9 protein-coding genes are annotated in these 11411 nt (G+C 62.2%); 4 read left to right on the top strand and 5 right to left on the bottom strand.

The genetic code is table 11. The annotated features are described in order from the left end of the window. The coding region (locus ACIQ2A_RS23740) for a hypothetical protein (RefSeq protein ID WP_398484085.1) at positions 1 to 546 on the top strand (546 nt) is incomplete at its 5' end. Between the two features lie 24 nt (positions 547 to 570). Here ACIQ2A_RS23740 and ACIQ2A_RS23735 read toward each other — a convergent pair. Continuing rightward, positions 571 to 1884: a UDP-glucose dehydrogenase family protein gene (locus ACIQ2A_RS23735; RefSeq protein WP_398484083.1), complete on the bottom strand. Its 1314-nt coding sequence runs from the start codon at positions 1882 to 1884 to the stop codon at positions 571 to 573. A 296-nt stretch (positions 1885 to 2180) separates the two neighbouring features. On the opposite strand from ACIQ2A_RS23735, the gene ACIQ2A_RS23730 reads away from it, so the two are divergent. The 3 genes from ACIQ2A_RS23730 (at position 2181) to ahcY (ending at position 6359) form a co-directional block, all read left to right on the top strand. Then, on the top strand, positions 2181 to 3536 hold the full coding sequence (locus tag ACIQ2A_RS23730; protein ID WP_398484081.1) for a hypothetical protein: 1356 nt from the start codon (positions 2181 to 2183) through the stop codon (positions 3534 to 3536). Positions 3537 to 3601: 65 nt separating this feature from the next. Further along, positions 3602 to 4795 (top strand): methionine adenosyltransferase, encoded by a 1194-nt coding sequence (metK, locus tag ACIQ2A_RS23725; protein ID WP_398484079.1) that lies wholly within the window; start codon positions 3602 to 3604, stop codon positions 4793 to 4795. Positions 4796 to 4937: 142 nt separating this feature from the next. Continuing rightward, positions 4938 to 6359, top strand: coding sequence for an adenosylhomocysteinase (gene ahcY, locus ACIQ2A_RS23720; RefSeq protein WP_398484076.1), 1422 nt, complete (start codon positions 4938 to 4940; stop codon positions 6357 to 6359). Between the two features lie 160 nt (positions 6360 to 6519). Here ahcY and ACIQ2A_RS23715 read toward each other — a convergent pair whose 3' ends face one another. The 4 genes from ACIQ2A_RS23715 to galE all read right to left on the bottom strand — a co-directional run bounded on the left by ACIQ2A_RS23715 (position 6520) and on the right by galE (position 11379). Further along, the gene (locus tag ACIQ2A_RS23715; RefSeq protein ID WP_398484074.1) at positions 6520 to 7545 is read right to left on the bottom strand and encodes an LLM class flavin-dependent oxidoreductase; all 1026 of its coding nucleotides are present in this window, start codon (positions 7543 to 7545) and stop codon (positions 6520 to 6522) included. An 88-nt stretch (positions 7546 to 7633) separates the two neighbouring features. Continuing rightward, positions 7634 to 8332 (bottom strand): fumarylacetoacetate hydrolase family protein, encoded by a 699-nt coding sequence (locus tag ACIQ2A_RS23710; RefSeq protein ID WP_398484072.1) that lies wholly within the window; start codon positions 8330 to 8332, stop codon positions 7634 to 7636. Between the two features lie 62 nt (positions 8333 to 8394). Further along, entirely contained in the window at positions 8395 to 10197 is a 1803-nt protein-coding gene (locus tag ACIQ2A_RS23705; RefSeq protein WP_398484070.1) for an ABC transporter ATP-binding protein, read from the bottom strand. 168 nt (positions 10198 to 10365) lie between these two features. Then, positions 10366 to 11379 carry a UDP-glucose 4-epimerase GalE gene (gene galE, locus ACIQ2A_RS23700; protein WP_398484068.1) on the bottom strand — a complete coding sequence of 338 codons (1014 nt, stop codon included), beginning with the start codon at positions 11377 to 11379 and terminating at the stop codon, positions 10366 to 10368. Between the last annotated feature and the right edge of the window lie 32 nt (positions 11380 to 11411).

Genomic DNA, 11411 nt, shown 5'->3' with positions numbered 1-11411 from the left:
ACCGTCTCCGACAATGCGTCTTCGACCGTCATCCAGTGGATGAGTGACACCCGGATCCGGTTTTTTCCTTTGGTCCATGATGAGCAGTGGGGGCTTCGACTGCATCAGGCCGACCTCGCGGTGAACAAGATCCTTGCGGCAGCGAGTCGACGGAAGGCGCGCGACTTTGCGGATTTGATCGCAATTGCTACGCAGATGTGTTCGTTAGGTCCGCTGATCATGGCCGCATCCGGCAAACCACCGAACTACTCTCCACAAAAAATTGTCGATCAAATCCGCTGGCATGCCCAAAGCATATCCGATGCGGAATACGCGTCGGTGAAGGGAATTCCATCCGACTGGACAGCTGAATTCATGCGGGCAGAAACAACCAGGCTGGCGGATTTGGCAGAGGCTTATATTTTGAGTGCGCCGATGGAGGTGATCGGCGTACTCGCTGTCGATGCAAGTGAAACTCCGGTCGAAGTCACCAATGAAACGATAGCTGCCGCCATCTTGCGCAAGGCGACTGAAGAGCCTGATGTTATGCCCGCGCTGGAGCGATGAGGTGTATTCGCACGACTGCCGGTGCTAATTCTTCCCGCGCCCCACGCTTTCATACGTGAAGCCGGCCTTCTCCATCTCCTCCGGCCGATACACGTTGCGCAGATCGACCAGCACCGGCTGCTTCATCTTCGCCTTGATCTGCGCGAGATCGAGCGCACGGAATTGCTCCCACTCCGTCACGATCACCAGCGCATCGGCACCCGTGGCGCAGGCATAGGCGTCCTCGCTATAGATCACGGAGGAGGGCAGCTCGCTCTTGGCCTGCTCCATGCCGACGGGGTCATAGGCCTGCACGGTCGCGCCGAGGTCCTGCAGCGCCGTGATCAGCGGGATGGATGGGGCTTCGCGCATGTCGTCCGTATTCGGCTTGAAGGTGAGGCCGAGCACGCCGACCGTCTTGCCGCGCAGGCTGCCGCCCAGCGCATGCTGCACCTTGCGCGCCATCGCGCGCTTGCGATTGTCGTTGACGGTGAGCACGGCTTCGACGATGCGCAGTGGCGCTTCATAATCCTGGCCGGTCTTGACCAGCGCGCGGGTATCCTTGGGGAAGCAGGAGCCGCCGAAGCCGGGGCCGGCATGCAGGAATTTCGCGCCGATGCGGTTGTCGAGACCGATGCCGCGGGCGACGTCCTGCACATCGGCGCCGGTGCGCTCGGCGAGATCGGCGATCTCGTTGATGAAGGTGATCTTGGTCGCGAGAAATGCGTTGGCGGCGTATTTGATCAGTTCGGCGGTGCGGCGGCCGGTATACATGATCGGCGCCTGGTTCAGATAAAGCGGGCGGTAGATCTCGGCGACGACCTTCTGCGCGCGCTCGTCCTCGGTCCCGACCACGATGCGGTCGGGATGCTTGAAGTCACGGATCGCAGCACCTTCGCGCAGGAATTCGGGGTTGGAGGCGACGGCGACATCGGCGGCCGGATTGGCCTCCTTGATGATGCGCTCGACCTCGTCGCCGGTCCCGACCGGGACGGTGGATTTGGTGATGACGACGGTGAAGCCGGTCAGGTTCTGCGCGATCTCGTGCGCGGCGGCATGGACGTAGGACAGGTCCGCATGGCCGTCGCCGCGGCGGGACGGGGTGCCGACGGCGATGAAGATCGCATCGGCCTTGGCGACGGGATCGGCGAGATCGGTGGTGAATTCAAGCCGGCCGGCCTTCACATTGGCGGCGACGAGGGCGTCGAGGCCGGGTTCATAGATCGGGATTTCACCGCGTTTGAGCGCCTCGATCTTGTTCGCCGCTTTGTCCACGCAGGTCACGTGATGGCCGAAATCGGCAAAACAAGCGCCCGATACCAGTCCGACGTAGCCCGTGCCGATCATCGCAATGCGCATCAGTCGCTCCAGCCTCTTTAAATGCCCTAACGATGCTGCATCGCACCGATGGGTATCCATCTATCACGCGGTTCCGACAGGAGCGAGACAGGCCACCCCCCATAGTTGCGGGTCGGCCGGGTGGATGGACCATGTTCTCGCGTTAATCGTGAATCCTGACCACGAAAATGAAGACCATTTCGTCAGTGGGCAGAGTATGCTAGAGAGTGGGCAGGGGGTGTGTCTGCCCACTCCTCGCCGCCAGGCTGCCGCAAGCCTGCCACATGTTCTGCCGCTAGAAAGCCGCAAGAAATTCAATGAAAAACGACCAGATCCTCGGAATCATCTCGGATTTCTGTCGCCAGGCGGAGATGGCGGAATCGACCTTCGGCCGCCGCGCGGTGAATGACGGCAAGCTGGTCGCGCGCCTGCGCGAGGGCAAGCGCATCACCATCGATACGCTGGAGCGGATCCAGGCTTTCATTGCCCAGTCGATGCCGGAAGGCGTGCCGCCGCCGCCAGGTCTGGAGGCGCCGATCGAGCGCCGCGATCCGCGCAGCAATTTTCGATTCTTCGAAAACCGGCAGAAATACCTGCTTTTCGTGCACACCTGCTCGGAAAAGCGGGTGATCGCCGATCGCGTCGCGCTGGAGCTCGCCAACATCCATCCGCGCCCGCCGGCGCTGCGCGTGTTCGATGCCGGCGTCGGCGACGGCACCGTGCTGTCGCGCGTGATGCGCTCGATGCACGGCCGTTTTCCGCATATGCCGTTCTACATCGCGGGCAAGGAACTCAGCCTTGAAGATGCCCGCCTGACCCTCGACAAGATCCCGGATCGCCTGTTCGAGCATCCAGCCACGGTGTTTGTGCTCACCAACATGCACTACGCCGAAGCCCCGAGCCTGACCCCCGCATCGCCGACCGCCGCCGCCGCCATGATCTGGCACGAGGTTCCCTTGCGCGGCGGCTCCTCCGGGGAATTCGCTGACCAGATCGCGGGTCTTGGAGCTTTTCTAGAGGACAATTGGCGCGCCAGCATCAATCCGCGCTCGGGCATGCCGACCTATGAGCGCCCCGTCGCATTGGTGGTCTACCGCGAAGACCACCGTTTTTTGCTCGACAACATCATCCCCCGCGCCGGGCGTACCGAGGCCAATTTCGACCTGATTATCGCGTCCCAGCCCTATCGCGCGAAAAGTTCTGTCCAATTTCGTGCCCGCCGCATCATAGCTCCACTGGCCCGGGCACTGCGGGCAGGTGGGCGGCTGATTGGCATCCATTCGCATGGGCAGGACCCCGGTATGGAGATTGTCCAAGCCGTCTGGCCCAAAGAAAATCCTTTCGCCGTCTCGCGGCATGAGCTATTGCGGGCAGTGAAATACGAGCTGGGCTCCGCCGGCCGCGATCTGAACTTCAATGCCTATTCCGACCAGCGGTCGATCTTTCGCTACGCCATGGAGGCGCTGCCGAATGAGGTCACCGGTTCGATCGGAACCTCGACGGCATTCGCAGCCTGGAACGCGGCGGTCTATGTGGCCCAAATCGAGGATGACCGTTTGACGGAAGTGACGCAGAGCGGCCGTTATCTGGATGCCACGAGAGAGGTTTTGCGCAAGCACAACGGTCTCTGGTTTTACGACGAATCCTACGTCATCTCGCGGCGTCGCGACTGACACATCGAACAAGCCGAAACATCCAACGAACTGCCGTCCCCGGCGCAAACACAGAGGATCAGTTGATGCGCGCGTCTTATCTCTTCACCAGTGAATCCGTTTCCGAAGGCCATCCCGACAAGATCTGCGATCGCATCTCGGACGAGATCGTCGATCTGTTCTTCCGCGAAGGCCCGAAGGCGGGCATCGATCCCTGGGACATCCGCGCCGCCTGCGAAACCCTCGCCACCACCAACAAGGTCGTGATCGCCGGCGAAACCCGCGGTCCCTCGACCGTCACCAATGATCACATCGAAGCCGTCGTTCGCGCCGCCATCAAGGATATCGGCTACGAGCAGGACGGTTTCCACTGGCAGAAGGCCGATGTGCAGATCCTGCTGCATCCGCAGTCGGCAGACATCGCGCAAGGCGTCGATGCCAAGCAGCCGACCAATGCCGAAGAAGGCGCCGGCGATCAGGGCATCATGTTCGGCTACGCGTCGAACGAAACCCCGGAACTGATGCCGGCCCCGATCTTCTACGCGCACAAGATCCTGCGCCTGATCTCGGAAGCCCGTCATGCCGGCACCGAAAAGGTGCTCGGCCCGGACTCCAAGAGCCAGGTCACCGTTCAGTATGAAAACGGCAAGCCGGTCGGCGTGCGCGAGATCGTCGTGTCGCATCAGCATCTCGTCGAGGACATGACCTCGAACCAGGTGCGCGAGCGCGTCGAGCCTTATGTCCGCAAGGCGCTGCCGGACGGCTGGATCACCGACAAGACGATCTGGCACATCAACCCGACGGGCAAGTTCTTCATCGGCGGTCCCGATGGCGACGCAGGTCTGACCGGCCGCAAGATCATCGTCGACACCTACGGTGGCGCAGCCCCGCATGGCGGCGGCGCGTTCTCGGGCAAGGATTCGACCAAGGTCGATCGCTCGGCTGCTTACGCTGCCCGTTATGTCGCGAAGAACATCGTCGCTGCCGGCCTCGCCGACAAGGCGACGCTGCAGCTCGCTTACGCCATCGGCGTGGCGCGTCCGCTGTCGATCTATGTGGACACCCACGGCACCGGCAAGGTCGCTGACGATGTGATCGAGAAGTCGGTCGCCGCGTCGATGGATCTGACGCCGCGCGGTATCCGCAAGCATCTCGACCTCAACAAGCCGATCTACGCCCGCACCGCCGCCTACGGCCATTTCGGCCGCACGCCCGATGCGGATGGTGGCTTCTCCTGGGAGAAGACCGACCTCGTCGATGCGCTGAAGCGCAACGTCTAACAACACCCCCGTCGTTCCGGGGCACATGCGCATCTTCGCGCATGTGAACCCGGAACCTAGCAGTGACTATCACATCGGGATTCCGGGTTCGCTCGCGAAGGCGCGAGCGCCCAGGAATGACGACATCAGCAAGGATTTGAACATGACCGCTCCCGCCGGTTTCTCCGACTACATCGTCAAGGACATTTCGCTGGCACCCTTCGGCCGCAAGGAGCTCTCGATCGCCGAGACCGAAATGCCCGGCCTTATCGCCACCCGTGAAGAATTCGGCCCGAAGCAGGTGCTGAAGGGTGCCCGCATTGCCGGCTCGCTGCACATGACCATCCAGACCGGCGTGCTCATCGAGACGCTGAAGGCGCTCGGCGCAGACATTCGCTGGGTCTCGTGCAACATCTATTCGACCCAGGATCACGCCGCCGCCGCGATCGCCGCTGCCGGCATCCCGGTGTTCGCCGTCAAGGGCGAATCCCTGACGGAGTATTGGGACTACACCGCAAAGCTGTTCGACTGGCATGGCGGTGGTCACCCGAACATGATCCTCGATGACGGCGGCGACGCCACCATGTATGTCCATCTCGGCCTGCGCGCCGAGAACGGCGACACGGCGTTCCTGGACAAGCCGGGTTCGGAAGAAGAGGAAGTGTTCTTCGCGCTGTTGAAGAAGCAGCTCAAGCAAAAGCCGAAGGGTTACTTCAAGGCGAACGCCGAGAGCATCAAGGGCGTTTCGGAAGAAACCACCACGGGCGTGCATCGCCTGTACGACATGCAGAAGGCCGGCACGCTGCTGTGGCCTGCCATCAACGTCAATGACTCCGTCACCAAGTCGAAGTTCGACAACCTCTATGGCTGCCGTGAATCGCTGGTCGATGGCATCCGTCGCGGCACCGACGTCATGATGTCGGGCAAGGTCGCCATGGTTGCCGGCTTCGGCGACGTCGGCAAGGGTTCGGCCGCGTCGCTGCGCCAGGCCGGCTGCCGCGTGCTGGTGTCCGAAATCGATCCGATCTGCGCGCTGCAGGCGGCGATGGAAGGCTATGAAGTCGTGACCATGGAAGACGCGGCACCGCGCGCCGACATCTTCGTGACCGCCACCGGTAACAAGGACATCATCACCATCGAGCACATGCGCGCGATGAAGGATCGTGCGATTGTCTGTAACATCGGTCACTTCGACAACGAGATCCAGATCGCGACGTTGAAGAACCTCAAGTGGGACAACATCAAGCCGCAGGTGGACGAAATCACCTTCCCCGACGGCAAGCGCATGATCCTGCTGTCGGAAGGCCGCCTGGTCAATCTCGGCAATGCGACCGGTCACCCGTCCTTCGTGATGTCGGCGTCCTTCACCAACCAGACGCTGGCGCAGATCGAACTGTTCGCGAACAACAAGGACAGCAAGTACAAGAAGGAAGTGTATGTGCTGCCGAAGTCGCTCGACGAGAAGGTCGCGCGCCTGCATCTGGCGAAGATCGGCGTCAAGCTGAGCACGCTCAGCACCGAGCAGGCCGCTTACATCGGCGTGAAGCAGGAAGGCCCGTTCAAGGCCGAGCACTATCGCTACTGATTTCGGCTTGACCGATTGAATAAGAAAAGCCCCGGAGCGATCCGGGGCTTTTGTTTTTCACTCCAACTGTCGTCACCCGGCTCGACCGGGTGACCCAGTAGACTCAAACGGTAGCGTGTACTGGATCGCCCGGTCAGGCCGGGCGATGACAGTAGGCGTGTTACTTCAGCATCTCCCGCACCATCGGAATGACCTTGGTCCCGTAGAGTTCGATGCAGCTCATCAGCTTCTCATGCGGCAAAGGGCCTGCGCTGTATTTCATGTCGAAGCGCGACAGGCCGAGCGCCTTCGCTGTCTTCGCGATCTTCTTCGCCACGGTCTCCGGCGATCCCACATAGAGCGAGCCGTGATCGACCTCCTGGTCGAATTCGCGCCGTTCCATCGGCGGCCAGCCGCGCTCCTTGCCGATGCGGTCGCGCATCTGCTTGTAGTCGCCCCAGATGTCCTCCCGCGCCTGCTCGTCGCTGGCGGCGACATAGCCGGGTGAATGCACGCCGATCGGCTTCGCGGGACGCTTAATCTCGGCATAGGCGCGGTGATAGAGATCGACATAGGGTTTGAAACGCTCGGGATCGCCTCCGATGATGGCGAGCATCAATGGCATGTCGTAGCGCACGGCGCGCACCACGGATTGCGGGCTGCCCCCGACGCCGATCCAGGTCACGAGGTTGCCGGTCTCTATCGGCGGATAAACGTGCTGATTGGCCAGAGGAGGGCGGGTGGTGCCGCTCCAGGTGACTTCATCGCTATTCACCAGCTCCGCAAACAGATCGAGCTTGTCCTCGAACAGCGTCTCATACTGATCGAGCTTGAAGCCGAACAGCGGGAAGGACTCGGTGAACGAGCCGCGGCCAAGGATCACTTCGGCGCGGCCGTTGGATGCAGCATCGACTGTCGCAAAGCGCTGGAAGACACGGATTGGATCGTCCGAGCTCAGTACCGTTACGGCTGATCCCAAACGTATGCGTTTCGTGCGCGCAGCAATGGCGGCAAGCACGACTTCAGGTGCGGACACGGCGAAGTCGGCGCGGTGATGTTCGCCGACGCCGAAGAAATCGACGCCGAGTTGATCGGCCAATACGGCTTCGTCGATGACGTTGCGGATGACCTGTGCATGCGACAGCATCTGGCCGTCAGCGCCGCGCGTGACGTCGCCAAACGTGTCGAGGCCGAGTTCGAGTCTCATGTGATGTATCCTGGGCTGAAAACGACAAAGGCCGCGCAGGATGCGCGGCCTTTTTGATTTTTCTTGGCTCGTCCAGCTTTGCTGGCGCTTACTTGGGCTCGCTGATCGCGAACTTCAAGGTGCCGATGCCGTCCACGCCGCACTCCACCTTGTCGCCGGGATTGAGCGCAGCGACGCCGGCTGGCGTGCCGGTGAGGATGACGTCGCCGGCGCCGAGTTCGACCTGCAGCGACAGCTTCGAGATGATCTCGGCGATATTCCAGATCATTTCCGACAGGTCGCCCTTCTGGCGCTCGGTGCCGTTCACCGACAGCCAGATCTTGCCCTTGGAGGGATGACCGGACTTCGAGGCTGGGATTAGTGCGCCCGTCGGGGCCGACTGGTCGAACGACTTGCCGATCTCCCAGGGCTGCTCTTTCTTGCGCGAGATCGTCTGCAGGTCGCGGCGGGTGAGATCGACGCTGACGCCGTAGCCCCAGACGTGATCGAGGGCCTGTTCGGGCGAGATGTTGAGACCGCCGCTCTTCAGCGCGACCAGCAGCTCGACTTCGTGCTGCATGTCCTTGGTCAGCGTTGGGTAGGGGATCACGCTGCCGTCGGCCGCGGTCATGTCGGCGTGCTTGGCGAAGAAGAAGGGAGGGTTGCGCTCGTCATTGCCGAGTTCGCGGATGTGCTCGAGATAGTTGCGGCCGACACACCAGACGCGGCGGACCGGAAATTTGGCGGTCTCGCCCTGAACAGCGATGGCGGCCTGCGGCGGCGGAGTGATCACGTAGGAAGCGGTCATGAAAGGTGTCTCAGACTGGTTGCAAGTGACATTGATCCGCTGCGAGGCGGCCGGGGACGTTCTTACGCCGATGCGTCGAGCGGCGCCAGCGGGGAGGCTTCACGATGCTGCAGGCGGAAGAAGGACGCATAGCGGCCATCCCGGCGCAGCAGGTCATCGTGGCGGCCGCGCTCGACGATCTCGCCACCCTCGACCACCAGGATCGCGTCAGCATGCATGATGGTGTGCAGGCGATGCGCGATGACGATGGTGGTGCGGTTCTGGCAGAGATGCTCGATAGCTTCCTGCACCGATTTCTCGGATTCGGAATCCAGCGCTGCGGTGGCCTCGTCGAGCAGGATCAGTGGCGCATTCTTCACCAGCGCGCGGGCGATGGCGATGCGCTGGCGCTGGCCGCCCGACAGTGTGGTGCCATGTTCGCCAACCGGCGTGTCATAGCCCAGCGGGAAGCTGAGGATGAAGTCATGCGCGCAGGCGGCCTTGGCCGCAGCAACGATCTCGTCCTCGGTCGCGCCTGGCTTGCCGAAGGCTATGTTCTCGCGAATGGTGCCACGGAACATATAGACGTCCTGGCCGACATAGGCGGTCTGGCTGCGCAGCGAGTGACGGGAGACATCGGCGATGTTCTGGCCGTCGATCACGACCTGGCCTTCGCTGACCTCATACATGCGCAGCAGCAGTGCCAGCACCGTGGACTTGCCACCGCCGGAGGGGCCGACAAGGGCGGTCATCTTGCCGGGCTCGGCGACAAAACTCATCCGATTCAGCACGATCTCGCTGGGGCGGTAGCGGAAAGTGACGTCGCGCAATTCAACGCGAGCGTCGGTCAGCTTTAGCGGAGGCTTGTGATCGTCATTGGGCTCGGTGGCCGGGCTATCGACGATCTCCAGCAGCGTGTGCGCGCCGATCAACTGACTGTTGAGATCGATGTTCAGCCGCGCGAGGCGCTTGGCCGGCTCATAAGCGAGCAGGAAAGCGGTGATGAAGGAGAAGAACTGGCCGGGCGTCGCGCCCATCGCCACCACGCGGTAGCCGCCATACATCAGCGCGCCGGCAATGGCGAAGCCGCCGAGGCTTTCCATCAGCGGCGAGGAGCGGCTGGAGACACGCGCCATCTTGTTGGCGTTCTGCTCGACGGAGGTGATGCTGGCTTCCATGCGCGCCTGCATCGTCTGTTCGAGCGTGAAGGCCTTGACGGTGCGGATGCCCTGCAGCGACTCCTGCATCACTTCGAGAATTTCGGCCGTGCCGGTGAACTGGTTGCGCGCCAGGCCCTTGATGCGGCGAACCAGCTTGCGCAGCACCAGGATCGCCGGTGGCGCCACAAGGAAGCCGGTGATCGCCATATAGGGGTCCTGCATCACCATTACGCCGACCAGCGCGATGAGCGACAGCAGATCGCGGCCGACGGCATTGATCAGCAGGTTCAGCACCTGCGTCACCGAATTAGCGCCGGCGGTTAGGCGCTGCAGGAATTCGGAGGAGTGGCGCTCGGAGAAGAAGCCGATGCTCTCGCTCATCAGCTTGGCGAACAGCCGGCGCTGATTATTGGCGACGATGGCATTGGAAATCTTGGACAGGATAACGGTGTGGCCGTAGGTCGCCGCACCCTTGACCAGGAAGATGATGACCACGAAGCCGGAGAATAGCGCGATGCGCTCGATGCTGCGGTCCACATAGGCCTGGTTGATGACCTCGCCGAGCATATAGGCGGAGGAGGCGGTAGCGCCGGCGGAGAGGGCCATCAGCAGGAAGGCGGCGAGGTAGCGGCGCCAATAGGTGGCGGCCTGTTCAGTGACCAGGCGGCGGATCAGCGCCCAGGCGCCCGAGGGATCGTCGGTAATTTTGCGTGTAACTTTGGCCATCCGCGGTCCAGAGGCGCTGAACGGAACCGCCCGCGGCAGTGTGCCGGGCGCCCGGTCGGCGTTGCGAAACAGCCGCCTGATTGCCTGTTAAACCAAGGATTTTCAAGCCAAAATAGGGCTTGTCAGGACTTTGTTAACCCGTCCGTCGAACCGTGGCTCGGGCCTGAATTAGGCCGATTGTGCCATCAGTTCGACCCCGAAGCGCTCCCGGGCGAGTTTCTCCTCCCATGCGAGCGCGTGGCGGGCGATGGTTTCGAGGTCGTCGTAAACAGGTGTCCAGTTAAGGGTGGCCTGGATGCGGGACGTATTGGCGATCATGGTCATGATGTCGCCGTCACGGCGCGGGGCGTATTGAACCGCGAAGTTCCGGCCGGATGCACGGCGCACGGCCTCGATCGTCTCCAGCACCGAATAGCCGCGGCCATAGCCGCAATTCAGTGTTGTCGAGGTGCCGCCTTCGCGCAGATAACCGAGGGCGGCGCGATGCGCCTGGACGAGATCACTGACATGGATGAAATCGCGGATGCAGCTGCCGTCCGGGGTCGGATAATCGGTGCCATAGACGTCGATCTTGCTGCGCTGGCCGGTGGCGGCCTCGACGGCGATCTTGAGCAGGTGTGTTGCGCCCATGGTGGCGAGGCCGGTGCGTCCTTGCGGATCGGCGCCGGCGACATTGAAGTAGCGCAGCACGACGAATTCCATGCCATAGGCCGGCGCGATGTCGTGCAGCATGATTTCGGTCATCAGCTTCGAGGAGCCGTAGGGCGAGAGCGGGCGCGTCGGCGCATCTTCAGCAACCGGTGTGAAGTCAGGATTGCCATAGACCGCGGCCGTCGATGAGAAGATGAACCGCTTGACGCCGCACTTTACCGCTGCGTTGAGCAGGTTGCGTGAGGTCGCGGTGTTGTTGCGATAGTAGGCGAGCGGATCGCGCATGGATTCCGGCACGACGACGGAGCCCGCGAAATGGATGATGGCATCGACGCCGTGGGCATTGATCACGCCCTCGACGAGATTCTCGTCAGCGACATCGCCGATGAACAGCGGCACGCCTTCGGGCAGATAGGTGGAGAAGCCGGTGGACAGATTGTCGATGACAACGACATTCTCGCCGGCTTCCACCAGCGCATGCACCATGTGACTTCCGATGTAACCAGCGCCGCCGGTGACCAGAACCGTCATTTGGATTGTCTCACTCTCCCGTTTGGAGAGAC

The organism is Tardiphaga sp., from assembly GCF_044336785.1.
GTDB lineage: Bacteria > Pseudomonadota > Alphaproteobacteria > Rhizobiales > Xanthobacteraceae > Tardiphaga.
The sequence above is the reverse complement of the archived record's forward strand: the minus strand, read 5'-3'. Positions and strand labels throughout refer to the sequence as shown.

Excerpts from the sequence above, each read along its gene's own strand:
- ACIQ2A_RS23715 (WP_398484074.1), bottom strand. The coding sequence starts at position 7,545 with ATGAGACTCGAACTCGGCCTCGACACGTTTGGCGACGTCACGCGCGGC.
- ACIQ2A_RS23730 (WP_398484081.1), top strand. The coding sequence starts at position 2,181 with ATGAAAAACGACCAGATCCTCGGAATCATCTCGGATTTCTGTCGCCAG.
- ahcY (WP_398484076.1), top strand. The coding sequence starts at position 4,938 with ATGACCGCTCCCGCCGGTTTCTCCGACTACATCGTCAAGGACATTTCG.
- metK (WP_398484079.1), top strand. The coding sequence starts at position 3,602 with ATGCGCGCGTCTTATCTCTTCACCAGTGAATCCGTTTCCGAAGGCCAT.
- ACIQ2A_RS23710 (WP_398484072.1), bottom strand. The coding sequence starts at position 8,332 with ATGACCGCTTCCTACGTGATCACTCCGCCGCCGCAGGCCGCCATCGCT.
- ACIQ2A_RS23705 (WP_398484070.1), bottom strand. The coding sequence starts at position 10,197 with ATGGCCAAAGTTACACGCAAAATTACCGACGATCCCTCGGGCGCCTGG.
- ACIQ2A_RS23735 (WP_398484083.1), bottom strand. The coding sequence starts at position 1,884 with ATGCGCATTGCGATGATCGGCACGGGCTACGTCGGACTGGTATCGGGC.
- galE (WP_398484068.1), bottom strand. The coding sequence starts at position 11,379 with ATGACGGTTCTGGTCACCGGCGGCGCTGGTTACATCGGAAGTCACATG.